The following is a 26,774-nucleotide window of genomic DNA, read 5'->3' as shown; positions in this document are numbered from 1 at the left end:
TCAATGGCCCTCGGAGGTTGGTAACATGGCTCGGACCGTTTCCAATTCGCCTTGGCGCGGATAAGATGGAAGTCTTACCTCTCGACGAGGGAAGTCCTTCCCACGGAGCCTCCTGCCATGATCAATCTCGGGGACCTCGACGGCCGCTTCGAGTTTTTCGCCGTCGTCACCCCGGACGGGAAGATCCCGACCGTGGAGGAAGACTCGACCCTGAATGAACCATCTGTCTGGTATACCAGCCCCATCGGAACGATTGCGCACCTTTCCGATTTTGCACTGGTCTTCACCGATCGCGAAGATGCCTCGGACGAGTTGGAAAAATTCCGAGGGCAATTACCCCTCGGGACACGGATCCGGTCGTTCTCGGTCGTCGTCGAAGAATTCGATGAAAGCCTGGATGATTCGGACGAGGCTGAGTCGTGAGCGTGATGATGGAATCCCGATGGTCCTTGCGACTCGCCGGTAAAGTCCTATTCGCTTCGCTCTTCATCGCGGCAGGCGTCGGACATTTCCTCGCAACCGATTTCTTCCTCAAAGTCATGCCGCCGTATCTACCCTATCCACGCGAGCTGGTCTTGCTCAGCGGTGCAATCGAGATGATGCTCGGGATCCTTCTCATGATCCCCCGAACCTCGAGGTTGGCGGGTTGGGGGCTGATCGCTCTGCTGATCGCCGTCTTCCCGGCGAATATCCACGTTTACCTGCATCGAGACGCTTTCCCCCTACCTGGAATCGTGCATGCTCTCCGATTACCGGCGCAAGGTTTGCTGATTTATTGGGCTTATGCATATGCAAGGCGATGAGACCCGCCCCGAGATTCCCCTCGGGAAGGACGAGCCAAGAGCCGGCGATCGGGAGATTACCGACAAAGCATCGATGACGCTCCGCTCAGGCCAGGCCGAGGCGCTCCCCCTACCGGTCGCCGAGGTCCTGGAGAGCATAGCGGATGCGTTCTTCGCGCTGGATCGAGCCTGGAATTTTTCGTACCTGAATCGGGCCGCCGAGCGACTCCTTCAACGGTCCCGACTGGATCTGATCGGTCATTGTATCTGGGACGAATTCCCGGAGGCGGTCGGCCTGAACTTCCATCGGGAATACAACCGGGCGGTCGAGCAGGGTGTCACCGTCCAGTTCGAGGAGTACTTTGCTCCCCTGGCGACCTGGTTCGAGGTTCGTGCCTCTCCGACGCCCGCTGGGCTCTCGGTCTACTTCCAGGATGTCAACGAACGGCGGGCCATGGAGGAAGCGCTGCGAGACTCCGAGCAACGGCACCGCGCCCTCTTCGAGACGATGGAACAGGGTGTCGTCTATCAGGATGCACAGGGTCGGATCGAGTATGCCAACCCCGCCGCCTCGCGCATCCTGGCCATGCCGATCGACGCGATCATTGGAAGGAACTCGTTAGACCACGCTTGGCAGGCATTCCACGAGGATGGCTCGCATTTCCCGACCCGAGAACATCCGGCCATGATCGCGCTGGCAACCGGGAAGCCGTTCCAGAGCATCGTGATGGAACTCCATCGACCGGAGACCGATGAGGTCCGCTGGATCAGGATCAACGCCGTGCCGATCTTTCGAGAGGGCTCGGATCGTCCTTACCGGGTTCAGAGCGTCTTCGAGGACATCACCGAGCAGAAGCGGTCCGAGAAGGCGCTCCGGCGAAGTGAGCAGAGATATCGATCGCTCGTCGACGCCTCCTCGGCCATCGTCTGGGCAACCGATGCCCACGGCTCGATCGTCTCGGAGTTGCCTTCCTGGGAGGCCTTCACGGGCCAGTCGCCGGATCAATACCTCGGGAAGGGATGGCTGGATGCGGTGCATCCCCTCGACCGCGAGCGTGTCGAGACCGTCTGGCTGAGATCCGTGACGGAAAGATCGCCTTACGATACGGAATATCGAATCCGGCACCGGGCGGGTGGTCATCGCCTGGTGATCGCGCGGGGCGTACCGGTCGCCAATGCCGATGGGACGCTCGATGAGTGGGTCGGGACCTGCGAAGATGTGACCGAACAGCGACAGTCCCTGGCCTCGCTCCGCCAGGCGAAGGAGGAGGCCGAGCGAGCCAACAGGGCCAAGGATGACTTCATCGCCGTTCTCTCTCATGAGTTGAGGACTCCTCTGACGCCCGTCCTCCTCACGATCTCGATGATGGAGGCTCACTCCGAACTGCCCCCCGACCTCCGCGAGGACGTGGCTTCGATCCGCCGAAATGTCGAACTCGAGAGCCGGTTGATCGGGGATTTACTGGATCTGACCCGAATCGCGAAGGGGAAACTCGAACTGAAGCGCAAGGTGGTCGACCTCCACCATGCCATCCGTGTCGCGATCGAGATCTGTCAGCGGGAGGAGGCGATCCGTCTGGTCCCCGAGCTAAATGCCGAGCGTCACATCGTTCAGGGTGACTCCACTCGCCTGCAGCAAGTCTTCTGGAACCTGATCAATAACGCCCAGAAGTTCAGTCGAGAAGGCGGCGAAATCAGGGTCCGAACCTCCAATCCCGATCTCGGGAAAGTTCGCGTCGAGGTGATCGATAACGGAGTCGGGATCGACCCGGAAGTGCTCCCTCGACTTTTCGATGCTTTCGAGCAGGGAGACGTCCGCTCCAACCAGTCGTTCGCCGGACTCGGCCTCGGCCTGGCGATTTCAAGGAAACTCGTGAACGCCCACGGCGGGAAGATCGACGCGATCAGTCCGGGCAAGGGACTTGGAGCGACTTTCACCGTCGAAATCGAAACGATCGACCATCCCTCGCGGGAAGCTTCGTCGTCGTCGATCACGACCATCCCGAAGGTCGTCGACGAACCAATGACCGTGCTTCTGGTCGAGGATCACGACGCCACCCAGCGAATCCTGGCCCGACTGCTCGGGAGACTGGGACATCGGGTGACCCCCGTCTCTTCGGTTGCCGCCGCACTGGCGGTTTGCACCCAACACCATTTCGACTTGATCCTCAGCGACCTCGGACTTCCCGACGGGAGCGGCCTCGACCTGATGCGTCGATTGGGCACGACCTATCAAGGTCGGGCAGTCGCCCTGACCGGCTACGGGATGGAGTCGGATATCCGGGCCAGTCGCGATGCCGGGTTCGCCGAACATCTCATCAAGCCGGTCGATCTCGACTCGCTCAAGACCACGATTACTCGCGTCATCGCCGCCTCGAAAGGCCGGACGGATCCGATCCAGGAAGCACCCACCAACCGAAAGGGGCAGGCATGAGCAATCACCAGTTCATCACGCGCCGTGTCGCGCTAGCCGGCCTGGTCACCCTGGGATCCTCCCGTGCCGTGTTCGCCCGAACTGACGAGTCGTTCGCGTTCGAGCCGACGAGCCGCTATGAGCCTCGGACGATCGAAGGATGGCCCGTCCTGATCCATGGCGGATTCCTCAAGAACGATCCGGACCTGTCCGCCCGGACGATCGAACTCCTCAGAAGTCAGCTCCTCCAGGTGATCCGAAGACTCCCCGAAGCGGCCGTGGACAGGCTCCGGACCGTCCGAATCTGGGTCGAGGAAAAGGAGCCGCATCATCCCTGCATGGCTTATCATCCCGACCCTTCGTGGCTCCAGGATCACGGGATGAATCCCGAGAAGGCCCGTTGCGTCGAGCTGGCCAACGCTCGCAATTTCCTCCGATGGACCGAGCAGCAACCCTGGATGGTCTTGCACGAGTTGGCCCATGGTTATCACCATCTGGTCCTGCCCCAGGGATTCGACAACCCCGAGGTGAAGGCCGAGTTCGATCGTGCGAAGCGGGACGGAATTTACGATTCGGTGGCCCGGGTCGGAGGCCGACAGGAGCGAGCCTACGCCGCCACTAACCCGATGGAATATTTTGCCGAGTCGACCGAGGCGTACTTCGGCAAGAACGACTTCTTCCCGTTCGACCGGTCCGACCTCGATCGACATGACCCTGCGATGGCCAAGCTCCTGGCCCGAATCTGGGACGATCCCCTCTCCTCCCCTTGAGGCCACCCGTCGCGACCGGAACCGGCCTGAATCACCTGCCCGAAATTCGCTCGCTCCCCATTCCCTATCAACCGATCGAATGAAGGCCGGCCCTCCCGCGAGGCGTTTCGGGGTGGACCGCGCTTACCCACATGTCCCATAAAGACTCGACCACCTGTGCCCAACTCAAAACCGTTTCGAATCGAACAGATTCTGTTAGTAATCGGGACTGTCGCGCTCGCACTGCTGACCGCACGAGATGCCCGATCGATCCCCCAGCCGATGGCCTGGATTCTCCCTCCTTATTTTGCCCTGGTCTTCTGGCATCTCATCGCCCGACCCGGACGAGCGTCGGGGGTGCACGCACGAGAGACGACTGGATCCGAGGTCGATTCTATCGGAAATTCTGAACCGGTCTTGAAGGAGAATCCTCCCGAGACGGTGCCCCGGCCGATCGAGGCGGACCTGCTCATGATGGCCGACAATCCAGCCCCCTCGGTTCGTTCGTCGACGGCCCGGCCCCGCAGGAAGGCTCGCTCCAGGATCATTCTCGAGCCAGCTCCCGCCGCCTGGGTCCAGGTTGCCCCAGGCCGGTTCGTCCGAGGCGAGATTCCCGAGCCGTCACCGACGCACGAGGCTTCCGAGTCGGACGAATCCGAGATTAGCGAGAATCGCGAATCATCATTCCTCGACGAAGATTCGATCCGTCCGTCGGAATTCGAGGCTTGATCGATTTGACTCCGGCCACCGGCGCTGGCAGGTTTCGCCAGGGTAACGGCCCCAGCATAACCAATCATCTCATTGGAGAACTTTGATGAACACCCTGGATGTTCCCTGCCCGCAATGTGGGAGCGTCGAAGTGGTTGTTGGTGGCCCGACCGAGCCTCCGACGACTCAGGACTGGGCCGGAGGGGAATCGAGCTCCCACGTCCCCCGACTTCACATCTGCCACTGCAAGAATTGCCGCCACACCTTCCAGCACGATTTCGCCTTCTCCGATTGAATCGCAGGCCGATCCCTCGACGGGGAATCTCCTCATCCACTCACGGGCTCGAAGTCACGGGTCCTCCGGTCGGCTTGGAAGGATCCGTCTCGACCACGTCGAACCAAACTTTGGCCCGGCTGCGGGGCTCTCCGTTGTAATTCACCGAAATCTCCTCACCCGGTCGAATGTCTCGGAGAGCGGTGAACTGCTTGGTTAACGGCCCGACGTCGTCATACCTGGCATTGGGTCGATAGGAGTGATTGTAGATCGACCCATAACCCAGGGCCAAGGCCACCTTTCCCGCCGACCAGTTGAAGCAGTAATCCTTGAGGACCGTCTCGGAGAGGCCCTTGGCATACTCCTCGACGGTCATGACGATCACGGGCACTCGTTCGATGATCTCGCCTCGTCGGATCAGCCGGCGAGCATAGACCCCACGCCCTTTCCCTTTCGTCCGCTTGATCTCGATCGCATCCGACTGCTGGAACGCCATCCCGCCCCCCCCATCCCACTGCCCGGGAGCGTCGTCGGACTTCGCCCACCGACGTACCGGCGCGTTCCAATATTCGCAAACCCCATGCTCATGTCTAGCAAGTCGCGGTCTACTCCGGATAACTCCCCTTGCGGGATCGAAGATTGCCCCGCAGAATGACAGCCTGGAACCATCCGGGAGTGCTTGTACGGCTGGTGCCGGCCCTGGTCTTCAAAACCAGCGAGCGACATGGAGACATGCCGCTGGTGGGTTCGATTCCCATGCACTCCCGCCAATTCCTCTCGGATCCAGCAAGATCATCGAACCAAACATCGGCCGAGATCACACGTCATCCATGGTCCGATCGACTCGGTAAAATCCGGTAACTACGGCGAGAGACCGAGGCCAACTTGACCAGGTCATTGGTCAACTCGTTTCCTTGATGGCGAATATGGTTTCGAGTTTCATGAGTAGGCTTCCTCGCGCCCGCTGCGAGCGGCTGGACCATGGCCGCGCTTTGGGCCATCCGGACTGCAAGCTCCCGATCCAGAATGTCCCGAGAGGTCGGGCTCCAATCCAGCCTCACCAACGATTGGCGTTCTTCACGGATTCATCACGATCGAGCCGACCGTACGACGTCCCTCCAGATCGCGATGTACCTGTTGAACGTCCGACAGCGGATATGTGTGTCGAATCTCCACCTTGACCTTGCCCTCTCGGATCGCCCCGAAGAGTTCGCCGGCCGTCGCCTCCAGGTCGCTTCGAGTAGCCGTGTAGGTCGCCAGGGTTGGCCGGGTCAGGTAGAGCGAGCCCTTCTGGGATAGGATGCCGATGTCGAACGGCGCAACCTTGCCTGAAGCGTTCCCGAAGCTAACCATCAAGCCCAGCGGCTTCAAACAATCGAGCGAGGACAGGAAGGTATCCTTACCGACCGAGTCGTACACGACCGGAACCCCCGCACCATCGGTGATCTCCCGGACCCGCTTCGCGATATCCTCTCGGGTCGAGATGATCACATGATCGCAGCCGTGGGCCTTCGCCACGGCCGCCTTCTCGTCCGAGCCGACCGTGCCGATCACGGTGGCCCCGAGGGCCTTGAGCCACTGGCACGCGATCAGGCCGACTCCACCGGCGGCGGCGTGAAACAGGACCGTCTCTCCCGGCTTGACCGAGTAGGTCCGGCGGATCAGATATTGAGCCGTCATTCCCTTGAGCATTACCGCCGCCGCGGTCTGGTCCGAGACCCCGTCGGGGATCGGGATCAAGATGCTGGCGGGCAGGATGCGACCCTCAGCGTACGAACCGGGAGGACCTCCCGCGTAGGCCACTCGATCACCGGGGCGTACGACCGTGACGCCCGGCCCGACCGCCTCGACGATCCCGGCCGCCTCGCTCCCCAGGCCGCTCGGGAGGGGGAGCGGATAGAGCCCGGATCGGTGATAGGTGTCGATGAAGTTGACCCCGACCGCGGTATGCCGGATTCGGGCCTGACCCTCGCCGGGTTCGCCGAGTTCGACATCCTCCCATCGGAGGACCTCAGGCCCACCGGCCTCGTAGAACCGCACGACCTTCGCCATCTTCTTCTCCGTTGGGTAGCCATCCGAACTGGAATGGTTTGCCATCAAAAGTCAGCCGGTCAGGGCTGCATTCTTCCCTGTCTCGAACGATCCGAGGGGCGAGCAAAGACTTCATCGCCGGCATCCATCACCGGGAGCCGGCCCTCGATCTAATGCTTCCTTCTCAGGTTGCCATCCAAAAACGCCTCGACCTTTCGGCGATTCTCACGGCTGGAAAATTCGCGACCGCCGTACCCTGCCCCTTCAATTGGTTTGAAACTGACTTCGACGCCGGCTCTTCCCAGGGCCTCCCGGAGCAATTCGGATCAATTCGAGTCCTCGACCCATTATCCGCCCTTGGCTAGATCGAGGAAAACGATGCTGGAAGGATTGCCAACGGGAGTGTAATGACCCGTGAATCCGAGACCTCCGGTCTTGCGGTCCACCCGAAAGATGGCGATGTTGTCGCCTCGCTGATTGCAGCAGAAGAGGAACTGGCCGGTGGGATCGAAGTTGAAGCTCCGTGGGTAATTCCCCCGGGTCCATTCTTCCCCGGCGAACGCGAGATCTCCATTCGGGCCAACCGAGAAGATCCCGATGCTGTCGTGCAGGCGATTGCCCGCATAGACGAATCGCCCATCGGACGACACGAGGATCTCGGAGCAGAAGTTGCTCCCGGCGAACCCCGGCGGAAGGGTCGAGATCGTCTGCCTCGGGGTCAATCGCCCGGTTTCGGCCTCGTAATCGAAGAGGACGATGGTCGAGGCTTCCTCCTGGATGGAGTAGAACCATCGGCCATTGGGGTGAAAATAGAAATGCCGAGGCCCGTCACCCGGCGGCAGAGAGACCGCGGGAGGCTGATTCGAGGTCAGCGTGCCCTTCGCTTCGTCGAACTTCCAGACGAAGATCTGATCGAGCGCCAGGTCAACATGGAGGACGAAACGTCCCGAAGGATCGGCCTGGATCATGTGCGCGTGGGTCCGATCATGGCCGCTGAAGGCCAGGCTACCCGCCGGGGCGTTGGTCGCCCTGGTCGGGCCGAGCTTACCGGCATCCACCTTGATGTCCGAGGCATCCCCGAGTCGCCCGTCGGGCAGGATGGGCAAGACCGCCACCGAGCCGCCGAAATAATTGGCCACCAGCAGAAACTTGCCCGACGGATGGATGCTCACATAAGTGGGACCATCTCCGCCGGATCGGACCGTATTGAGCGGGACTAATTGGCCGTCGGCACGATTGATGGCAAAGGCGCTGACCGTGCCTTCCTTGTCGGCTCCCGCCCGATCGGTCTCATTGGCGGAATACAGCCTCGTCCCGTCGGCATTGAGGATCAGGCAGCTCGGACTGGTCCCCATCTCATGCACGCCGGCCGGAGTCATCGCCCCGCTGGATCGATCGACCCGGAACAGGTGGATACCGCGCCCATTGCCGGGCGGCAGATCAACCTGCGTCGGCAACACGTCTCGGAGTGGAGAGCTGAAAGTGCCGACGTACGCCAGGAGAGGCCCGCCGGCTTCATCCGCCCTCGTGGTGTTCAACGCGGCAACGAGCGGGCTGGCCCCCGCGAGAGCGACCGACGTCCTCAGGAATGTACGGCGGGAGTATTCGCTTGAATTCATGACGATTTCTATACTCGATGAGATCTGTGGCGCCCAATATCAATAACCGATCGACCTTCCGCTTGATCCTAGGGCTTCCCTTCGACCGGCTGCCTGAACCCTCGTTCTACCTTGTCTTTCGGGTCCGTGGAGACCGGGCCATCCCGCCAGAGCCAGCGCATCATCTCCGGCAAGATTGCCCCGCCGAACTTCTGCCCGTGGTTATTCATGCCCCACGAGTAATTCACGTCATACCCCTTCTCGGTGAGCGCCTTCATCAGCCGGACGTTCTGGAAAAACCAGTCTCTCTTCTCGTCATACTTGCCGTTACGCAGGCCTCGATTGTCGTTCCTCCCGTCGCAGAGATAGACGCGAATCGGCTTCTTCTCGGTTTCCAGGACCTTCTCGGGATAGACATGACCGCCCCGCAGATTGACGAAGCTGCCGACATTGCTGAGCACCTTCCGGAAGTGGTCGGGCCGTTCCCAGGCGACGGTGAACGCCGCGATCGCTCCGGAACTCGACCCGCCGATCCCGTGCATCTCCGGGTCCTTCGAGATGTTGTATTCCTTCTCCAGCGCGGGCATCAGTTCCTCGGTGATCACCCGGGCGTATCGGTCGTCGAGCGTGTTGTATTCGGTAGGACGATTTGTGTCGCGATCGCCCCACTCCCGGGGGGTCGGCTCGGGTTGCTCGGGCTTTCGGCCCGGATTGATGAAGACTCCGATCATGACCGGGATTTCGCGGCGGTAGATCAGGTTATCCATCACGTTCTGGGCCCGCATGTCTCCCTGCTCGTGCTTGAAAGCCTGGCCATCCTGGAAGACCATGAGCGCCGCCGGGACGGCCGGATCGTACTGGGCGGGAACGTAAACCCAGTAGGTGTGCTGGGTCCCGGGGTAGGCCTGGCTGGGGAGCGTATAGGGCCCGCGGATTTCTCCCTTGGGGACCCCTTCCTGAGGCAGGGAGTCCGGACCGAGCCGGTACTGGGAATCGGGGTTAGGGGCCGGAGCGGGGGCATCTTGCCCTCTCGCCTGCGTCAGGCTCAGGATCACCCCCGAGCATCCCAGCCAGACGGCAACTCGGATCGCATTTCTCATCCTTCAACTCCTGGCTGGAGGGGCTCCCGGACTATCGGCCGCTTAACATCCCCGAGGCCCCCAGTCGCTTCGGCCTGCCTGGTCGGACCAACGCCGCGTTTCCAGGATATGACGAGAGGCGGGCCGTCGCCAGGAGTGGCACCGATTATTCCCCAAGGTGCCACGAACGGCCTCGGTGGGGGAAAGTCCGATGTCGAAATCAGGGGGAGTGTGTTAGATATTGGGACGAACCCCAGGGCCGATGCTCGACCTCTCGACTGGGTTCCGAGAAGGACGCGGAAGCCGATCGTAGATCCATGATAAAATTCCTCCACGCCGCCGACGTCCATCTCGATAGCCCGCTCCGAGGCCTGGAGAACTATGACGGTGCGCCCGCCGACCGAATCCGACTCGCGACCCGTCGAGCCTTCGAAAACCTGATCGAGCTGGCCATCGCCGAGGAAGTCGACTTCGTCCTGCTGGCGGGCGACCTCTATGACGGCGACTGGCCGGATTACAACACGGGACTCTACCTCGTCCGTCAGATGAATCGGCTCCGCGAGGCCCAGATCCGGGTCTTCGTGATCGCCGGCAATCACGACGCCGAGAACAAGATGACCCGGCAGTTGACCCTGCCCGACAACGTGACAATGCTGAGGACCGACCGGCCCGAGTCGCTCCGCTTGGACGATCTGGGCATCGCGATCCACGGCCAGGGATTCTCGACCCAGAAGGTGATCGAGGACCTCTCCCGAGGCTATCCACCGGCGCTACGGGGTCGGCTCAACATCGGCCTGCTCCACACCTGCGCCGGGGGGGACGAGCGGCATGGCAAGTATGCCCCCTGCACAATTGAGGGCCTGAAATCCAAGGAATATGATTACTGGGCTCTTGGTCACGTCCATACCCGGCAGACCCTCATCGAACGCCCCTACGTCGCCTTCCCCGGAAATGTCCAGGGAAGGCATGCTCGCGAGACCAGCCCCAAGGGATGCCTTCTGGTGACGGTGGACGGCCTGGGCCCGCCAAGCGTGGCCTTCCGGCGGCTCGACGTGGTCCGCTGGGAGGTCTGCGAGATCGACGCGACAAGCGTCCTGTCCGAAGAAGAGCTAGGGGACCTCGCCTCGGCCCGCTTGACGGAACTTCTGGCCGGCGAGCACCCCGACCGGCTGCTGGCGGTCCGGGTGGTGGTCCGGGGAGCGAGCCCGATTCATGATCGGCTGCTCTCCAGCCCCGATAAGACCGTGGCCGAAGTCCAGGCGCGGGCCTCCGGGCTGAGCACCGATCGGCTCTGGATCGAACGGGTCAAGATCCAGACCCGACCTCGGAGAGCCACCGGATCGACCGGCGACGGCCCGATCGAGGAACTGACCGCCGTCCTGGAAGAACTCAGGTCCGACGAATCCCGGATCAAGGAACTGGGTGGACTCTTCAAGGATTTGAGGAATCGGCTCCCGCAAGAGCTGCTCGAAGGGCCGGAGGCCCTGGCCCTGGACGACCCGGCCTGGCTCCGCGAATTGCTCGACTCGGCCGAGTCGCTGCTCCTGGCCCGCCTGCATTCCTGAAGGATGGCCCGATGAAGATCGTCCGACTCAATCTCGATGCCTTCGGCCCCTTCGCAAGCGAGTGGCTCGACCTATCTCCGGGCCGTCCGGGCCTTCACCTGATCTACGGGGCCAACGAGGCCGGGAAGACCTCCTCACTCCGGGCGATCGGCAACCTGCTCTATGGCATCCCGATCCGGTCGACCGACAATTTTCGATTCGATCACAACAAGATGCGCCTGGGTGCCATCCTGGAGCACTCCGACGGCTCCCGGCTCGAATTCGTCCGGCACAAGCGTAACAAGAACCCCCTCACCCTGGGCGACGGCGAGACTCCGCTCGACCAGGCCGAGCTCGACCGGTTCCTCGGCGGGGTCGACGCCTCGATGTTCGAGACGATGTTCGGGATCGGCCACGAGGCCCTGATCCGGGGCGGCAAGGAGATCATCAGCGGGGGCGGCAAGCTCGGGGAGCTGCTCTTCTCGGCAAGTTCGGGGATCGCGGGGCTCAAGGGGATCCAGGATACGCTCCAGGCGGATCGCCTCGAATTGTTCACCGACATGGGAAAAGGCAAGAATCAGCGGATTCCCCAGGCAATAGCGGAGGTCAACGAGGCCCGGATCAAGACCCGGGAAGCGACCGTTACCACCGAAGAATGGACCCGCCAGGAGCGAGCCGTCCGCGAGGCTCGGACCGAGAGCGGACGGTTGGAAGCGGAGCACCGTGACAAGTCCCGCGAGGCCAACCGTCTCAAGCGGATCCGGGGAGCCCTGAAACTCTTCCCCGAGCGGGCCCAGCTGTTGGAGCAACTGGAACCGCTGAGCGAGGTGGTCCTGCTGGACGAGGATTTCGCCGACCGTCGACGCTCGGCCGAGAACAAGCGAGACCACGCCGGCCTCGACGCCGATCGAGCCCGACAGGCGATCGAGGAGTTGACGGCCCGCCTCGACGCGATCGACGTTCCCGAGCCCTTGCTCTCGGCCGGCGACGAGATCGAGGCTCTGCACGGTCGCCGTGGCGAATATCGGAAAGCTCAGACGGATCGGCCCCTCAGGGCCCGCGATCTCCAGGAACACGAACATCGAGCCCGCGATTACCTCCAGGAACTCGGCCGAAACCGTGATCTGGCCGAGGCGGACTCGTTCCAGCTCCGGGCCGACGATCCGGTCGTGATCCAGCAACTCGCACTCAAGTCCGAGAAACTGACTACGCTCCGCGAGGAGACCATCGAAGCGATGGCGCGGCATCGCCGACGCTCCGAGAAACTGAATGCTGAACGGGAATCCAAAGAAACATCACCTGACCTCGAACGACTGCGAGCGGCCGTCAAGTCCGCCACCAGTGTGGGAGATCTCGAAGCCCGTCGGGTCGAGGCCCTCCAGGCCGTCGAGCCCCAGGAGAAGGCCCTGAAGGCGGCGATCCGACGCCTCCCTCGGTTCTCCGGGACCCCCGACGAGCTGGAAGACTGGCCGGTCCCGCTCGCGGAGACCATCGCCCGATTCGAGTCCGAAATTCAGAAGGCCGAGCTTCGACGGCTTGCTCTGGAGAACGATCGAGCCCGCGAGGAGAAGTCGATCGCCGAGGGAAAGGCCCGGCTCCAGGCCGAGACCCTCGATCGAGACCTCCCGAGTGAGGACGATCTGAACCGTTCCCGCCAGGGTCGCGACCAGGGATGGAGCCTGATCCGAGGGTCCTGGATCGACCGGCGGGACGATCCCGAAGCGTCGGCCGCCTTCGTGGCCGGACACGCCCCGGGCCGGACGCTCGCCGACGCCTTCGAGCAAGCCGTCAACCGGAGCGACATGCTGGCCGACCGCCTCCGCCGGGAGGCCGAAGAAGTCGCCCGGCGGGCCGAGCAACGGGCCTCTCTGGAGTCCCATCAGGCCGAACTCGCGCGGATCGTTCGCGAAGAGGCCGCGGCACGGGATGTTCGCGATCGCCTGGCGACGGAGTGGGAAGCGGTCCTCTCGCCGATGGGACTGGCAGGGTCCACGACCGCCGAACTGAAGGGTTGGCTTGACCGTCGCGATAAGGTCCTGGACTGTCTCGGACAACTCCGAGCAGCCCAGGCCGAGGTAGAACGGCTCGATCGGCAGAGTCTGGAGCAGACCGACCGCCTCTCGGAGGCCCTCGTCGGATTGGACCTGGAACCGGCCTCGACTGGGGAACTGCTGTCCGAACTCATCGAACGGGCCCAGGGCTTGATCAGGAAAACCGAGGAGGAATCCCGGCGCCGAGAGCGTCTGGAGGCCGATCTTGGCGAGGTCCGGGATGATCTCGGAGTGGCCGAGCAAGGCCTCGCCCGGATCGAATCGGATCTCGAAAGCTGGAGAGCCCAGTGGGCCGGGTGCATGGCCCGGGTGGGCCTGGAGTCGGACGCGACTCCCGAACAGGCCAACGTTTTCATCGGCAAGATCCGCGACCTCCGCGAGCAGATCACCAAGGCCAAATCGTTCCGGAGCCGGATCCAGGGAATCGACCGCGACAACGAACAATTCACCTCCGACGTCGAAGGTGTAGCCCGGAGGGTCGCCCCGGACCTCATGGGCCAGCCCCCCGATCTGATCGTCGAGGCATTACAAACTCGGCTCCGGACGGCGCGCGAGGACGATCAGTCGCGGCGGTCTCTCCGCGAGCGGTTCGAGGCCGAGGAGGCCAAGATCGAGGCCGCCGAGCAGTCCAGGGCCGAAGCCGGGATCGACCTCGTCGAACTCTGCCGGCAGGCGGCCTGCTCCTCCGTCGAGGAACTCCCGCTGGCCGAACGTCGCTCCGACCTCTGCACCAGGCTCGAAGCCGACCTGAAACGCTGCGAGGACCAGATCCGTTCCCTCAGCGCCGGGGCCACGATCGAGGCCTTCCTCGAAGAGGCCGGCCAGCTCGATCCCGACGGGCTCGACCTGATGATCTCCGGGCTCGATGAGGAGATCGCCGGGCTCCACGAGCGGATGCTCGAAGTCAATCGGACCATCGGCGCCGAGGAACAGGTCCTCAAGACGATCAACGGCGGCAGCAAGGCCATCGAGGCCAGGGAGCAGGAAGGCCCCGCACTGGCAAGGCTCCAGACCGACGTCCCTCGATACGCGGCACTCCGGATCGCGGCCTACGTCCTCCAGCAAGGGATCGAACGCTACCGGGAGCGATCCCAGGGGCCGCTGATCCGTCGGGCCAGCGAACTCTTCGCCACCCTGACCGCCGGTTCGTTCGGGGGTCTACGGATCGACTCCGACGAAAAGGGTACCCCCGTCCTGGTCGGACTACGCCCCGACGGCGTGACCGCCCTGGGAATCTCGGGCATGAGCGATGGCTCCTCCGACCAGCTCTACCTCGCCCTTCGGATCGCCAGCCTGGAAAGCTGGCTGGCCGCCCACGAGCCGATCCCGCTCATCGTCGACGACATCCTCTTGCAGTTCGACGACGACCGATCGCTGGCGGCCCTCCGCGTCCTTGCCGGACTCGCGGTGAAGACGCAGGTCATCTTCTTCACCCACCATGCGCATCTGGTCGAGCTAGCCCGGGCGAACCTGGATCCGAGAGCGGTCTTCGCCCACCAACTTCCTTCGGGTCGGACGATCGAAGAGGCTCCTCCAACGCCCAGGAAAACTCGATCGGTCGTTCAACCTTCGGCCGCCCGCTCCCAGTAGCCGAAGGTCTCCGCGTCGATCTCGGTTGAACGCGTGCGTTGTGCCTTCAAGAACTCGAAGAAGGCCCGGCTCTCCTCGTACAACCCCAGGATTCGGAGGCTGGCCAGGACCCGCGTGATCCGCAACCAGTTATGGTTGGGGAATCGCCAGACCTCGGACTTCCGAGAGAAGTCGGACGCCGCGACGACCTCGCCTCGTTGGAAGGAGAGGCCGAGGAACGCGAGAAACCGCCCGAACGAACGCCGGAGGGCGTCGTGGATCTCAGGATCGGATCGAAACGCCGCGACATCAGCATCGGTGAGCAGCGGTGCGTCGGGATTGTACCGGCTGGGCTCTCGGAGCGGGAACATCCACTGGATGAAGTCGTGGACGGACTCCATCTGGAGATCGGTGAGCGACCAGAGATCGGAGAGCATCCGACCTCGGGCGTCGGGGGACTTACTGCGATAGAATTCGATCAATCGCGACATGAGACGTCCCTCCCATCAACGTAGTTTATCGTCCCTGATGGCGTGCCGCCATTCTCTAGATTGGCGTCCCGTGTCCCAGTCGCTAAACTGGAGTGGTCATCCAGGACTGGGCCTCGCGAAGGTCGAGCCGGCAAGATCGAGGGGCACTGGCTTCATGGCTCTGGTTAGCATGCGAGGCGTGAGTATCGCGTTCGGCGGGCCGAAACTCCTCGACGGAGTCGACTGGCAGGTCGAGCGTGGCGAGCGGGTGGGGCTGGTCGGCCGGAACGGAGCGGGGAAGTCGACCCTCCTGAAGCTCCTCCACGGGGATCTCCGCCCCGATGAAGGGGATGTGATCCGTCCTCAGGGCGTCCGGATCGCCCGCCTGATCCAGGAAGTACCCGAGGGCCGGGGCGGTTCGGTCTTCGAAGAGGTCGCCGCCGGGGTCCAGGAAGCCGGCGAAGGCCATACGCCCGATCACGCGGTCGACCGGGTCCTCTCTCGGATGAAGCTCGATCCCGACGCCCCGTTCGAGTCGCTCTCCTCGGGCATGAAGCGCCGGGTCTTGCTGGCCAGGGCCCTGGTGCTGGAGCCCGACGCCCTGCTCCTGGACGAGCCGACCAACCATCTCGATATCGAGTCGATCCGCTGGCTGGAAGATTACCTGCTGCGTTTCGGCGGGACCCTGGTCTTCGTCACGCACGACCGGACGTTCCTCGGCCGTCTGGCCACGCGGATCGTCGAGGTCGACCGCGGCCGACTCTTCGACTGGTCGTGCGACTATCCAACCTTCCTGGAACGCAAGGAGGCCGCGCTGGCCGCCGAGGAACGCCAGGAAGCCCTCTTCGATAAGCGGTTGGCCCAGGAGGAAGTCTGGATCCGAAAGGGGATCCAGGCCCGGAGGACCCGCAACGAAGGGAGGGTCCGGGCGCTGAAGGCCCTCCGAGAGGAGCGCCGGGAACGTCGCGAGCGGACCGGCAACGCCCGGATGCTGGCCCAGGAGGCCGAGCGGTCGGGATCGTTGGTCATCGAGGCCAAGGAGTCCGGCTTCGCCTATGGCGATCGCAAGATCATCGACCAGGCCAGCCTGGCGATCATGCGAGGCGACAAGGTCGGACTGATCGGGCCCAATGGATCGGGCAAGACCACCCTGCTCCGCCTCCTGCTGGGCGAGCTCGAACCGACCACCGGCTCGGTCCGCCAGGGGACCAACTTGGAGGTGGCCTACTTCGACCAGCTTCGGGCCACGCTCGACGAGGACAAGACGGTCCAGCAGAACGTCAGCGAATATGATTCGGTCGTCATCAATGGCCAGCCTCGCCACGTCATCGGTTACCTGCAAGACTTCCTGTTCCCGCCCGAACGATCCCGGACGCTGGTGCGACTCCTCTCGGGCGGCGAGCGGAACCGGCTCTTGCTGGCGAGGCTCTTCACCAAGCCCTCCAATCTCCTGGTCCTCGACGAGCCGACCAACGACCTCGATGTCGAAACCCTGGAACTGCTCGAAAGCCTCCTGATCGAGTATCAGGGGACTATCCTCCTGGTCAGCCACGACCGGACCTTCCTGAATAACGTGGCGACCTCGGTCCTCTCGGTCGAGCCCGACGGCCAGGTCCGCGAATCGGCCGGAGGCTACGACGACTGGCTCCGCCGCTCCGTGATCGAGGCAGAGGCTCGAGTCGAAGCCGCCCCCACGACTCCCAAGGGAACCCCGGCCGCCTCGAAGGATAAGCCGAAGAAGCTCGCCTTCAAGGAAAAGCGAGAACTGGAGGAGCTACCGAAGAAGATCGAGGCCCTGGAGATCGAACAGGCCCAGCTCCACGACGAGATGGGACGTCCCGGATTCTACCAGCGTGACCGGGACGAGATCGCCCGGGCCACGGCACGGCTCGAACAGATCGGCCGGGAACTGGCCACGGCCTTCGAGCGTTGGGAGTCGCTCGAAGCGCTCGCTTGATCGATAGTCCAGCGTCCCGCCCGGCAGGCGGGTCGGAGTCATGGGGAGGTTCGAGTGTCCGAGACGTATCAGACCGTGGCGAAGGTGGGCGAGATCCCCGAAGGCGAGGGACGAGCCTTCGAACTGGACGGCAAGATGATCGCCGTCATCCTCGACGAGGGAAAGTACTACGCGATCGACGACCATTGCCCTCACCAGGGAGCCCCGCTTTGCGACGGGATGGTCTTCGAAAAGTCCGTGACCTGCACCTGGCACGGGTGGAGATTCAGCCTCGAGGACGGTCGATGGCTCGATAGCCCCAAGTCCAAGGTCCGTATCGGATCGTATCCGGTCCGGGTCGAAGGGGATGAGATTCAGGTTCTGGTCTGAGATGGATCTCGAAGCCAGGGGTTCGGAGAACTGTCGCCCGAATCCCGATCCCGCCCCCTCCGAATCAGGAACGACCGCCCATGCGAGCCGCCTACATCGAGCAGACCGGCCCCCCCGAGTCGATCAAGGTCGGCGATCTCCCAAGCCCCGAGCCCGGTCCCGGTCAGGTGCTGGTCCGGGTCAAGGCGACGGCTTTCAATCCGATCGACCTGTACCTCAGGTCGGGGATCGTGGCGATGCCGATGGGCTTCCCTTACATTGTTGGTGCAGACCTCGCCGGTAAGGTCGAGGCGCTCGGGCCGGGCTCGAAACGGTTCCAGGTCGGCGACCGGGTCTGGGGATCGAACCAGGGTCTGCTCGGTCGCCAGGGGGCCTCGGCCGAGTTTGCGGCGGTCGACGAGGATCTCCTGTATCCGACGCCCGCCGGTCAGACCGACGCCGAGGCCGCCGGACAGGCTCTTGTTGGAATCACGGCGCACCTCGGGACCTTCGGCAAGGGGAGGCTCCAGCCCGGCGAAACTCTCTACGTTCCGGGAGGGAGCGGCGGGGTCGGATCGATGGTCGTCCAGATGGCCAAGGCCGTCGGTGCCCGCGTGGCTACCTCGGCCGGGAGCCCCGAACGGGTCGAGTTCTGCGAGGGGCTTGGGGCCGACCTCGCCCTGAACTACAAGACCGACGATCTTCCGAACCGCCTCCGCGATTTCGCCCCCGAAGGATTCGATGTCTGGTACGAAACCCAGCGAGAACCGAACTTCGAGGTCTCCATCCCCCTGCTCCGCCGTCGAGGTCGGATGATCGTCATGGCCGGTCGGGCCGCGAAGCCGCCTCTGCCACTCGGTCCGTTCTATACCCGAGATTGTTCGCTCTTCGGCTTCGCCATGTTCAATGCCTCACCCAACGACCAGCGACAGTGCGCCCAGGACATCAACCAGTGGGTCGAGGCCGGAAAGCTCAAGACGCCGATCGGCCGGACTTTCCCGCTCGATGACGCAGCCGAAGCGCAACGATTCCTCGAAGCCAACTCCGTCCACGGAGCCGGAACCCTCACCGGCAAGGTCGTCATCGAGATCGGATAATTTCGAGCCGACCGAGAGGAAGCTCAGCCGTAGAGCCGATTGGCCTCGGTATGGGTGATCTTGGGAGCCTTGATCAACCCGCCGCTGAGCTTCTCCCCCATCGGGTCGACATAGACCCGCCCGGAGACGTTGGTGTTGTCCGGGTTGATGCCGATGACATGAACATTGAAGAGGAAGGCATCGTCCGACTCGGCCGTGAACCAGTGGACGTTGTCCTTGTGGTCGGAGACGGTCGAGAACTCGCCGGGAGCGAAGGACCGGTCGATGGTCGGGCGGATCAGGTAGTGGTCGTCCCCATCCTCGACGCGATCGAAATGGCGGCCATGCAACTTCCCCCGGAGGACCAGGAAGCCGGTCGCCATCTTGTCGTGCCCGTGCGGGACGACCGATCGACCTTTCTTCATCGCGAAGATCTGCCGTCCCCAGACCAATTTCGTCGGTAGGCCGGAGACGTTCTTGAAATCGACCGGCAGGCTCGTCTCGCCTCGCTCTCGATACTTCACGCCTTTGGCCAACTGATCAAAGTCGAGCGTCTTCAGGAGGTCCGGCAGATCGACCTTGCGATAGAGCCCTTCCAGGGCGGCCTGGAACTCGGTGTCCTTGAGCTTCTCGTCCTTGACGTCCCGGCTGATTGTGTCGAGTTGCTTGAGCCAGTCGTCAACCGTCGGTCTCACGTCTTCACCGAAGAGACGGTGCGACGCGAGGCCGTCGATCAAGGCGAGAGCCGTCAAGGATTGAAGCGCCTGCCGCGTGAACTGGCGACGGGACTCGATCATGGCCATGCTCCAGGTCCGAGGAGAGTTCGGCGACGACCCTCAACAGACCAGAACCGGCCGAGGCTCACAAGGGGCTCGGGCGGTCCCGTCTCGCGATCCCTCAGGCCAGGGAAGGACGACCGCCTCGCGAGAGCTTCTCCACGTGCTGAGCCACGTCCGACGAGTGGGTCAGGAACCCAACATGGCCTGCCCCTTCGATCCGCTCGAACCGCGCTCCCGAGATCGACGAGGCCAGAGCCTTCTGGCGATCGGGAGGGACGACCACGTCACGGCTCCCGCCAAGGACCAGGGTCGGCGATTCCAGTTGCCAGAGGCGGTCGGCGATGTCGAACGATTCCAGCATCGCCAGTCGGCGGGCCATCACTCCCTGATCGGTCTCCCAGCAACGCTCGATCACGAACCGGGCCATCGCCGCCGATTCGGGCTTGCCACCATGGAAGAGGTTGAAGAACTGGTTCACGAACGGATTATCCGCGGGGAGCGGGAACCGCTCGAGCACTCGTCGGGCGATGGTTGAAGCCAAGGTCGTCTGGAATCGCGACTCGACTCCTGACAGGACCAGGCGGCCGACTTGATGCGGATGATCCACCGCATACTCCAGGGCCACGGCACCGCCGAACGAGACGCCGAAGATGGTCGGACGTTCCAGCCTCAACTCGCCGATCAGCCCGGCAAGATCGCGAGCGTAATCTCCGATTTGCCCGGCCGGGCGACCCGTAAGGGGATTTAACTCATCGCGGAAACCATAAAGGATCACACGGTGCCGTTTGGCAAGGGATCGCGCCAGCGGCGTCAGGAGTTTCCATCCCCCCGCCAGACCGGGGACCAGGATGATCGGCTCGCCCCGACCCAGCTCCACGACTTCAACAAGCGACCCGCCCACGCAAACCAGGCGGCTCCGCCCCGCATAGGCCTCATCTGACATCAGCCAATCGGCGCGTCTCTTCGCTGCGATCCGCATGGATATTCCTCGTTCGCCATTTCGTGGGTGCCTGGTAGTTGGTGCGGCGAGCCTGACGATGAATGACAAAGCACGTCCCATACCTTGTTCAGAAATGGTCAACAAATTCTTCGGCGCCGATCTTCAGAGTAGACCAAAGCTTCCCATTTCTCGGTTTCAACAACTTATTTCGGCGCCGATACCAGCGCCGAAACATGCACACGCGACCTAAATTCCAACAAATAACCCCACAAGTTATTTAATACCAGGCTTTTAATTCGGCTGGTTTCAAAAAATCGATCCGACAAAATAGCGAACTTACGATACTTGTGACAAGTTTTCCAATTAAGGCTCTCCTGTCCTTTCAATACTCGATCGGCGCCGAGCAACTAGATATCGTCTGGCTATTTCGGCGCCGATCCGATAACCTCAATCGACATCGGCGCCCGAGAGGCAGTTTGGCTTAACATCATAAAGACATCCATGAAATACCCAGGCTTGCCAAACTACCAAGATGCCTTTCATCGCCCCAAAACCCTCAATTTCTCTAAACCGATTCGCATCGATCCATCAACGACTCGCTTCTGGCTGCTGGTCGCTCTGACCATGGTCTCGGTGGGATATTCCGTCTGGGTTTTAGGGGTCGTGGCCTGGACTGGCAACATCGGGTTGAATTGCGTCTTGGGTTATGAAGTCAAGGAAGCGGTCGCGCCCGACTTCATCTGGAAGTCAGCCAGACCTTCGGTGGGCGACATCCTGACCGGGATCGACGGGCATCCGATCGAGCATTATCCGGCTTATGTCGCAGCCATGCGGGATATTCGTGATCGAGTGGGGGATTCCGTCGAGGTGACCTGGAAGTCCCCAACGGGCGGCCCAGAGCAGCATGCGTCCGCCGTCGTACGCTATCGCCCGATGCGGACTTATCGCTGGTCTCTCCTCTGGTTCATCCAGGAAATGGCCATCTTTGCGCTGGGGGCTCGGGTTTACTGGAAAAGACCGAGGGACGAATCGGCCCTGGTGTTCTTCTTGCTTTGTTTCGCCAGTGTCGGCGCCTACATGGGGGGATATCACTGGGCCGAGGTAGTCGTCGAGCCGTTCTTAATTTATGGGTTCGCGGCCTTCGCAGTCTTCGTGCCAGTCCTCAGCCTCCATTTCTACCTGGTTTTCCCCAGACTGAATCCGATCTTCGAGCGTCATCGAAGGACGGTGCTGTCGACGCTCTATGGAGTGCCCGTCGCCTTCGTGGGGATCCTCTGGTCCTTCATGTTCCGGCTCAGTTTGCTACGAGGTGGAGTGGGTCCCGACGCCCTGGTCGCCGTCGACGCGACGCTGGCCTGGATCAAGTACCTGGCCTTCGGATACATCGCCCTCTCGGTCGCGGTCTTCGGCCTCTGCATCCTCTGCCTCAACGCCAGTTACCGGTCGGCCGTGAGCCGTGCGGAACGGAACCAGACCTACTGGATCCTCCTGGCTTCCTGGCTCGGCGTCCTGCCGATCGGCTACCTGCTCTGGAACGCCTGGTGGGAACCTTACCGGCTCGGGCTCTCCAGCGCGGCCTGGCCGATGTACGTGGTTTCGCTGCTCTATACGGTGGCCTATGCCTTGAGCATCACCCGATACCGGCTGATGCAGGTCGAGGAGATTTATAACCGGAGCAAGATCTACGTCGTGGTGAGCCTGGCGGCGGGGCTCCTCTACTCGGGAGTCCTGGTGGGCACCACACTCCTGATTGGCGAGCGTCTCCTGACCCCCCACACCTCTCGGGGAGCAGTGGTGATGGGCGGGGTGGTCATTGTCCTGCTGGTCCTCTCGGGGGCGATTCGCGAACGATTTCAGCGGGTGATCGACCGCCGGTTCTATCGCGAGAAATACAAGTTCGACGAGGCGATGCAAAAGATGAATCTGGCCGTTGGTCGTCTGGTCGACCGGACCACGCTGGGTCAGAGGCTCCTGGAGGCGGCGGCGGAGATTCTCCGAGTGGAGTGGGGGGCGATCTACCTGGCCGAGGCCCCGGACCAACCCCTCAAGTTAGCGGCCTGGCACGGACCCGAGCCCGAGGTCCATTCGCTACCGACCGACAATCCGCTGGTCAATCGGCTCCGCGAGAATTCGACGCTCCGGGCCCCGCACGCGATGGCCCTCGTCCCCGCTTCCGACCCGGCCACCGACACGATGATCGCGCTGGGAGGCGAGGTCGCCAAGGCGTTGGAGGCCGACGACTTGCTGGTCGGCCTGATGGTCCTGGGGCCGAAGCGGAGCGGCCTGGCTTACGAGGACGAGGAAGTGGCCTTTCTCGGGGCGTTGGGCTCGGTCGCGATGCTGGCCCTGCATTCGGCGGGAATCCAGCAGACGCTGGAGCGGCTGAATCTGGAACTCCGCGACAAGGTCGACAAGATCGCGGAGCAACAGCGGCGGATCCTCCTGCTCCAGGACCAGCTCACCGATCGCGGCAAGTCCGCCTCGCGACTGGAACCGAGCGATCCGGTCGACCCCGGCGTGTTCGAAGAGATCCGAGGTTCGGGGCCTGCGGTCCTTCGAATGCGGGAGGTCGCGCGCAAGGTCGCCCCGAGCCAGGCCGCGGTCCTCATCCGGGGCGAGAGCGGGACCGGCAAGGAGCTTCTGGCCCAGGCGATCCACGCCGCCGGGCCTCGGGCCAACCGCCCCTTCGTCCGGGTCCACTGCGCGGCCCTCTCACAAGGGCTGCTGGAGAGCGAATTGTTCGGTCACGTCAAAGGGGCGTTCACCGGGGCCGATGGCCACCGGGTCGGCCGGTTTGAGCAGGCCGATGGTGGCACTCTCTTCCTCGACGAGATCGGCGACATCAACCTGGAGGTCCAGACCAAGCTCCTCCGGGTCCTCCAGGAGATGGCATTCGAGCGGGTGGGAAGCTCGCAGACGATCGCGGTCGACGTGCGGATCGTCGCGGCGACCCACCAGGACCTGGAAAGCCTGATCCGCGCGGGGCGTTTTCGCGAGGATCTCTTCTATCGCCTCAATGTGATCCCGATCCGAACGCCCTCGCTCCGCGAGCGGAAGGAAGATATCTTCGAGCTGGCCGTCCATTTCCTCGGGCGGCACGCCGAAAGAATGGCCCGCTCGGTCGGTCACATCGACGACGAGGCGGTGGAAGCTCTGATCTCCCATGATTGGCCGGGCAATATTCGCGAGCTGGAGAATGTGATCGAACGAGCGGTCGTGCTCTCGGAAGGCCCGGCGTTGACGCTGGCCGACCTGCCACTCGAGATTCGCGAACCGGGCCGTCGCCGAGGTCGCTTCCTGGTGCCGGCCGAACTCAGACAGATCACCGGCAGGAGAACCCGCGGGACTTCAACGGTCCCCGGAGTTTCGGGATCGTCGAGGAGCGATGAGCCCGAGATCGATTCGGAAGCCGATGCATTCGAACGGCACCGACTGCTCGATGCCCTGGAGGAGGCTCGGGGAAACAAGAGCGAGGCGGCCAGGCTCCTGGGTCTCCCCCGCAGCACTTTCTTCAGCAAGCTGAAGAAACACGGTCTGCCCGCCCAAGGCTGATTCTGGTCGGGCCGCTCCCCGGCGCGTGACGCCGAGGGAGACGGCCGTCCCGTGGGATTACTTGGGGGGTTCGGCGGGGGTTTCGGTCGGGGCGGCCGGGGCCGGCTCCATCTTCGGCTCCATCTTCGGTTCGCCCGGGGCGGGCTCGGTGGTGACGGGGGCGGGGGTGTCGGCCGGCTTGGTGGCGTCCTCGCAGCCCGAAAGGCCCCAGGTCATGGCGAAGGCGAACGAGGCCAGCAGGGTGGAACGCAGGATGGAACGCATCAACCATCTCCGTGCAGGAAAGCAGCAGGCTTCGGGTTGCAGCACACGCGCAAACCCCGATCGAGGTCGGGTCAATCTGGCACCCGAACTCTCGAACGGGTTTAGCATGCGTCCTCGGAGCGACTTTTTCAAGGGAGCACTCGGAGAAGAACCCGACCGACTCTCATACAACCCACATAAATTATCTTGTGTGTTGATTGTTCAGATCGCGGATTTACCGATGCAAATGGGAATCCGAACGATCCGAGAGGATTCCCCGGGGCCGATTCGAGGACGCCGAATCCCGAGGATATTGAATCGCCCCCGATCACTTCGGCTCGCTCCCGGATAGCGTCAGAGCCGTGGTGGTCTCGCCCGCCTGGCTGATCTCCTGCCCCTCGATCGAGCCGGCCAGCTCGACCTTCTCGGTGATTCTCGAAGTCGCGATCCGTCCGGCCTCGTTATCGAATTCGAATCGTCCGCTCGATTCCTGCGACTTGATCGTGACGGGCACTTCGGGGTCGGGCTTCATCGGGTCGAACTTGATTTTCAGCTCGATCCCCGCGGTCTTCCCCGGCTTGCCAACCTCTGGCCCCCGATAGGCGTAGTTCTGCTCGATCCCCCGAGTCTGACCCTCCGGACCGGCGGGGATCGTCAGCTTTCGATCCCAGGTGGCGCCCGGCTCGACCGGGCCTTCGGGGAGGAACAGGCCGATCTGTGAGATCATGTTCTTCAGCCCGGCCTCGGAGAATTGTCCCTGGGCCCCGGCCGGCTCGTCCTTGCTCCGGAGCGTGGCCAGCATGGGCTCGGGGAGCTGGATGTCGGAGATCGCCCCTCGGCCATCCATCTTGAAGGTGAACTCCGCGCCGACCAGCATCTTGAAGAGCGGGCCGGCCAGGCTCCCGATATCCTTCTTCTCCTTCGAGTCGAAGGCGACCTTCCCTTGTGGCAATTCGGCCGTGGTCCGGATCCGGTCGATGGTCTGGGTCAAGGTCGCCACCCCGGAGTCGTCGACCGACTTGACTTTCCAGGTCTGGTCGAGCGTCAGCGTGAATCCCTGCTTGAACTCCTGAGGGGTGGGCCGCTTCACCTTGGTCGTCATCGACTGAGTCTGGACCATCGTGTAGCGGAGGACCTCGCCCGGCTTGAACTTCCATCGGAGCTTGGTAGCCTCGGCCCGAACGGGGCTCGTGCCGCCAATCAGGACCAGGCCTAGCATGAGGGAGGCCCGGAGGAGAGCCAGGGGCGAGGTGGATTTCATGATCGGAGTCGCTCCTTCGAGGGATTACCTGGGCCGGAATGCCATCCTTCGTTCGCCAGATTATCGAGTCCGGCCCGCGATTTCGAGAGTGATATCGTAATCGGCCTGACTGAACGGTCAGGCTCCCCGTCGAGCCAGGATCGCCCGACCCGGCCCGGACCTGCCGGCGATCAGGAGCCAGGTGGCCGGGTTCGGGCCGGAGGGCCGGAGGACGGATCGATAGACTTCCGGGCTGATGTCAAGCCCCCGCGTCTTGATTTCCAGGGGACCGAGCCCTCGCTCGTCAACCACTCGACGGAGGATCTTCAGGTCGAGCGGGAAGTCCTCGACGACTTCGAAAGTCGCCAGCAAGGCCGAGCCGACCGGCCTCGGCCCGGTCAGCAGGTCGTGACCGGATCCGATTCGATGAAGCCCATGGGCCAGGGCGAAACCATCGAGCAGGCCCGAGCGAGTCAAGGCCGGATCGGGATCAAAGACGAAGGCATCGAGCGGGCCTTCGACCTGCCAGGACGTGGAAGGTGCATCGAGATCGGTCCAGGTCGTCCCGCTCGGGAGCGAGGTGGCCCTCCTGCGGACCTTCGGGTCGGCCAGATCGCCGAACCAGATCGTGGCCTCCTTGCATTCGCCATTGAGGCTGATAATCTCGATCTCGAAGTTCGGTCCGCCGAAATGGGACTCGTAATCGCTGGCGGGCCCCAGCTTGATCGCGCCCCCCCGGGCCCTGCCGGGCAAGTCCCTCAGGAATTCGAGGCCCGGCGCGTAGTCTCGGATGGATCGGGCCCTCGAAGAGCCGGTAGCCCGACGATCGGGGTCGACGTGGACCCTCGCCCCCGCCGGGATCGGAAAGACCTCGGCTCGAGCCCTGATCGGCAGGACTCGGTCGGACACGTCATAGACCTGGGCGTTCCAGGCGGCCCGGCGGCCCATCCCCTCATCCAGGTCGACCGCGAGGACCAGCCCCGAATTCGCCAGGGCAATCGAGTCGCCACCAATCCCGGAGCAGAGGTCGACGACCGGACTCCGATCGAAGCGACGAGCCTTGTGCCGCGCCACCACCTCGGAGGTCGCCTGCTCCACTCCGACCGGGTCGAGCCACATCCGGTCGGCCCTCGTGAATTTCGCCGCCCCCTTCCGACGACCCTCGATCAGCCTCAAGGCGGCCGCCCCCCACCCGGTCGGCGTCGTCTTTCGCCAACGCGCGATATCCGAGGGCCGAACTCGTGGGATGGCGGCGGCCTCGGCCAGCAAGGCTCGACCGGCTTCGATCGTCAGGACCTCGGCCTCGCACTCCACCTTATTCATCGCCGACTCGCCGGACCGGAGGACTCGGGACTCTTCCATACCCATCTC

Annotated in this window: 21 protein-coding genes and 1 tRNA gene; 12 read left to right on the top strand and 10 right to left on the bottom strand. The window is 63.2% G+C overall.

Annotation, left to right across the window (positions count from 1 at the left end; all coding sequences use genetic code 11):
* The first annotated feature begins 117 nt into the window (after window positions 1-117).
* The 5 genes from P12x_RS05155 (at window position 118) to P12x_RS05135 (ending at window position 4,947) form a co-directional block, all read left to right on the top strand.
* Window positions 118-423, top strand: coding sequence for a hypothetical protein (locus P12x_RS05155; RefSeq protein WP_435009791.1), 306 nt, complete (start codon window positions 118-120; stop codon window positions 421-423).
* A gap of 5 nt (window positions 424-428) precedes the next feature.
* Window positions 429-803 (top strand): DoxX family protein, encoded by a 375-nt coding sequence (locus tag P12x_RS05150; RefSeq protein WP_435011763.1) that lies wholly within the window; start codon window positions 429-431, stop codon window positions 801-803.
* A gap of 73 nt (window positions 804-876) precedes the next feature.
* Entirely contained in the window at window positions 877-3,216 is a 2,340-nt protein-coding gene (locus tag P12x_RS05145; RefSeq protein WP_435009790.1) for a PAS domain S-box protein, read from the top strand.
* On the top strand, window positions 3,213-3,965 hold the full coding sequence (locus tag P12x_RS05140) for a hypothetical protein (protein ID WP_435009789.1): 753 nt from the start codon (window positions 3,213-3,215) through the stop codon (window positions 3,963-3,965). Before P12x_RS05145 ends, P12x_RS05140 begins: the two co-directional genes overlap by 4 nt.
* Before the next feature lie 793 nt (window positions 3,966-4,758).
* On the top strand, window positions 4,759-4,947 hold the full coding sequence (locus P12x_RS05135) for a hypothetical protein (protein WP_435009787.1): 189 nt from the start codon (window positions 4,759-4,761) through the stop codon (window positions 4,945-4,947).
* Between the two features lie 40 nt (window positions 4,948-4,987).
* Here P12x_RS05135 and P12x_RS05130 read toward each other — a convergent pair whose 3' ends face one another.
* A complete protein-coding gene (locus P12x_RS05130) occupies window positions 4,988-5,422 on the bottom strand; it encodes an SET domain-containing protein (RefSeq protein WP_435009786.1) in 435 nt (144 codons plus the stop codon).
* Between the two features lie 175 nt (window positions 5,423-5,597).
* Between P12x_RS05130 and P12x_RS05125 the strand changes: the two genes are divergently transcribed.
* Window positions 5,598-5,696 (top strand) — tRNA-Sec (locus tag P12x_RS05125).
* Between the two features lie 307 nt (window positions 5,697-6,003).
* On the opposite strand, the gene P12x_RS05120 is transcribed toward P12x_RS05125, so the two are convergent.
* From P12x_RS05120 to P12x_RS05110, 3 genes are all read right to left on the bottom strand, one after another.
* Entirely contained in the window at window positions 6,004-6,978 is a 975-nt protein-coding gene (locus P12x_RS05120) for a quinone oxidoreductase family protein (protein ID WP_435009784.1), read from the bottom strand.
* Between the two features lie 326 nt (window positions 6,979-7,304).
* Entirely contained in the window at window positions 7,305-8,576 is a 1,272-nt protein-coding gene (locus P12x_RS05115) for a lactonase family protein (protein WP_435009783.1), read from the bottom strand.
* A gap of 68 nt (window positions 8,577-8,644) precedes the next feature.
* On the bottom strand, window positions 8,645-9,655 hold the full coding sequence (locus tag P12x_RS05110; RefSeq protein WP_435009781.1) for an alpha/beta hydrolase: 1,011 nt from the start codon (window positions 9,653-9,655) through the stop codon (window positions 8,645-8,647).
* Between the two features lie 296 nt (window positions 9,656-9,951).
* Here P12x_RS05110 and P12x_RS05105 point away from each other — a divergent pair, with 296 nt between their 5' ends.
* Window positions 9,952-11,199, top strand: coding sequence for a metallophosphoesterase family protein (locus P12x_RS05105; protein ID WP_435009780.1), 1,248 nt, complete (start codon window positions 9,952-9,954; stop codon window positions 11,197-11,199).
* 11 nt (window positions 11,200-11,210) lie between these two features.
* Window positions 11,211-14,819 carry an AAA family ATPase gene (locus P12x_RS05100; protein WP_435009779.1) on the top strand — a complete coding sequence of 1,203 codons (3,609 nt, stop codon included), beginning with the start codon at window positions 11,211-11,213 and terminating at the stop codon, window positions 14,817-14,819.
* Here P12x_RS05100 and P12x_RS05095 read toward each other — a convergent pair.
* A complete protein-coding gene (locus P12x_RS05095; RefSeq protein WP_435009777.1) occupies window positions 14,792-15,289 on the bottom strand; it encodes an opioid growth factor receptor-related protein in 498 nt (165 codons plus the stop codon). The genes P12x_RS05100 and P12x_RS05095 overlap by 28 nt on opposite strands.
* 154 nt (window positions 15,290-15,443) lie before the next feature.
* Here P12x_RS05095 and P12x_RS05090 point away from each other — a divergent pair, with 154 nt between their 5' ends.
* The 3 genes from P12x_RS05090 to P12x_RS05080 all read left to right on the top strand — a co-directional run bounded on the left by P12x_RS05090 (window position 15,444) and on the right by P12x_RS05080 (window position 18,670).
* A complete protein-coding gene (locus P12x_RS05090; protein WP_435009776.1) occupies window positions 15,444-17,225 on the top strand; it encodes an ATP-binding cassette domain-containing protein in 1,782 nt (593 codons plus the stop codon).
* A 54-nt stretch (window positions 17,226-17,279) separates the two neighbouring features.
* A complete protein-coding gene (locus tag P12x_RS05085) occupies window positions 17,280-17,594 on the top strand; it encodes a Rieske (2Fe-2S) protein (RefSeq protein WP_435009774.1) in 315 nt (104 codons plus the stop codon).
* Between the two features lie 80 nt (window positions 17,595-17,674).
* Entirely contained in the window at window positions 17,675-18,670 is a 996-nt protein-coding gene (locus P12x_RS05080) for an NADPH:quinone reductase (RefSeq protein ID WP_435009773.1), read from the top strand.
* 23 nt (window positions 18,671-18,693) lie between these two features.
* Here P12x_RS05080 and P12x_RS05075 read toward each other — a convergent pair whose 3' ends face one another.
* Together P12x_RS05075 and P12x_RS05070 are read right to left on the bottom strand one after the other, a co-directional pair.
* Window positions 18,694-19,446 carry a hypothetical protein gene (locus P12x_RS05075; RefSeq protein ID WP_435009772.1) on the bottom strand — a complete coding sequence of 251 codons (753 nt, stop codon included), beginning with the start codon at window positions 19,444-19,446 and terminating at the stop codon, window positions 18,694-18,696.
* A gap of 100 nt (window positions 19,447-19,546) precedes the next feature.
* Window positions 19,547-20,407: an alpha/beta fold hydrolase gene (locus P12x_RS05070; RefSeq protein WP_435009770.1), complete on the bottom strand. Its 861-nt coding sequence runs from the start codon at window positions 20,405-20,407 to the stop codon at window positions 19,547-19,549.
* Between the two features lie 624 nt (window positions 20,408-21,031).
* Between P12x_RS05070 and P12x_RS05065 the strand changes: the two genes are divergently transcribed.
* A complete protein-coding gene (locus P12x_RS05065) occupies window positions 21,032-23,920 on the top strand; it encodes a sigma 54-interacting transcriptional regulator (protein WP_435009768.1) in 2,889 nt (962 codons plus the stop codon).
* Window positions 23,921-23,977: 57 nt separating this feature from the next.
* On the opposite strand, the gene P12x_RS05060 is transcribed toward P12x_RS05065, so the two are convergent.
* The 3 genes from P12x_RS05060 to P12x_RS05050 form a co-directional block, all read right to left on the bottom strand.
* Window positions 23,978-24,184 (bottom strand): hypothetical protein, encoded by a 207-nt coding sequence (locus tag P12x_RS05060; protein WP_435009767.1) that lies wholly within the window; start codon window positions 24,182-24,184, stop codon window positions 23,978-23,980.
* A gap of 307 nt (window positions 24,185-24,491) precedes the next feature.
* A complete protein-coding gene (locus P12x_RS05055; RefSeq protein WP_435009766.1) occupies window positions 24,492-25,424 on the bottom strand; it encodes a DUF6263 family protein in 933 nt (310 codons plus the stop codon).
* A gap of 117 nt (window positions 25,425-25,541) precedes the next feature.
* The gene (locus P12x_RS05050; protein ID WP_435009765.1) at window positions 25,542-26,765 is read right to left on the bottom strand and encodes a class I SAM-dependent methyltransferase; all 1,224 of its coding nucleotides are present in this window, start codon (window positions 26,763-26,765) and stop codon (window positions 25,542-25,544) included.
* Window positions 26,766-26,774: the final 9 nt, after the last annotated feature.

The organism is Tundrisphaera lichenicola (assembly GCF_051175385.1).
Classification (GTDB): Bacteria; Planctomycetota; Planctomycetia; order Isosphaerales; family Isosphaeraceae; genus Tundrisphaera; species Tundrisphaera lichenicola.
Note: the sequence above shows the minus strand (reverse complement) of the source record. Positions and strands in the feature narration are given on the sequence as shown.

What these genes read in the sequence shown, in the direction of transcription:
- P12x_RS05115 (WP_435009783.1), bottom strand. Translation starts at nt 8,576, where the DNA reads ATGAATTCAAGCGAATACTCCCGCCGTACATTCCTGAGGACGTCGGTC.
- P12x_RS05130 (WP_435009786.1), bottom strand. Translation starts at nt 5,422, where the DNA reads ATGGCGTTCCAGCAGTCGGATGCGATCGAGATCAAGCGGACGAAAGGG.
- P12x_RS05135 (WP_435009787.1), top strand. Translation starts at nt 4,759, where the DNA reads ATGAACACCCTGGATGTTCCCTGCCCGCAATGTGGGAGCGTCGAAGTG.
- P12x_RS05095 (WP_435009777.1), bottom strand. Translation starts at nt 15,289, where the DNA reads ATGTCGCGATTGATCGAATTCTATCGCAGTAAGTCCCCCGACGCCCGA.
- P12x_RS05150 (WP_435011763.1), top strand. Translation starts at nt 429, where the DNA reads ATGATGGAATCCCGATGGTCCTTGCGACTCGCCGGTAAAGTCCTATTC.
- P12x_RS05070 (WP_435009770.1), bottom strand. Translation starts at nt 20,407, where the DNA reads ATGCGGATCGCAGCGAAGAGACGCGCCGATTGGCTGATGTCAGATGAG.
- P12x_RS05060 (WP_435009767.1), bottom strand. Translation starts at nt 24,184, where the DNA reads ATGCGTTCCATCCTGCGTTCCACCCTGCTGGCCTCGTTCGCCTTCGCC.
- P12x_RS05155 (WP_435009791.1), top strand. Translation starts at nt 118, where the DNA reads ATGATCAATCTCGGGGACCTCGACGGCCGCTTCGAGTTTTTCGCCGTC.
- P12x_RS05090 (WP_435009776.1), top strand. Translation starts at nt 15,444, where the DNA reads ATGGCTCTGGTTAGCATGCGAGGCGTGAGTATCGCGTTCGGCGGGCCG.
- P12x_RS05120 (WP_435009784.1), bottom strand. Translation starts at nt 6,978, where the DNA reads ATGGCGAAGGTCGTGCGGTTCTACGAGGCCGGTGGGCCTGAGGTCCTC.
- P12x_RS05050 (WP_435009765.1), bottom strand. Translation starts at nt 26,765, where the DNA reads ATGGAAGAGTCCCGAGTCCTCCGGTCCGGCGAGTCGGCGATGAATAAG.
- P12x_RS05105 (WP_435009780.1), top strand. Translation starts at nt 9,952, where the DNA reads ATGATAAAATTCCTCCACGCCGCCGACGTCCATCTCGATAGCCCGCTC.
- P12x_RS05140 (WP_435009789.1), top strand. Translation starts at nt 3,213, where the DNA reads ATGAGCAATCACCAGTTCATCACGCGCCGTGTCGCGCTAGCCGGCCTG.
- P12x_RS05075 (WP_435009772.1), bottom strand. Translation starts at nt 19,446, where the DNA reads ATGATCGAGTCCCGTCGCCAGTTCACGCGGCAGGCGCTTCAATCCTTG.
- P12x_RS05110 (WP_435009781.1), bottom strand. Translation starts at nt 9,655, where the DNA reads ATGAGAAATGCGATCCGAGTTGCCGTCTGGCTGGGATGCTCGGGGGTG.
- P12x_RS05145 (WP_435009790.1), top strand. Translation starts at nt 877, where the DNA reads ATGACGCTCCGCTCAGGCCAGGCCGAGGCGCTCCCCCTACCGGTCGCC.
- P12x_RS05055 (WP_435009766.1), bottom strand. Translation starts at nt 25,424, where the DNA reads ATGAAATCCACCTCGCCCCTGGCTCTCCTCCGGGCCTCCCTCATGCTA.
- P12x_RS05080 (WP_435009773.1), top strand. Translation starts at nt 17,675, where the DNA reads ATGCGAGCCGCCTACATCGAGCAGACCGGCCCCCCCGAGTCGATCAAG.
- P12x_RS05100 (WP_435009779.1), top strand. Translation starts at nt 11,211, where the DNA reads ATGAAGATCGTCCGACTCAATCTCGATGCCTTCGGCCCCTTCGCAAGC.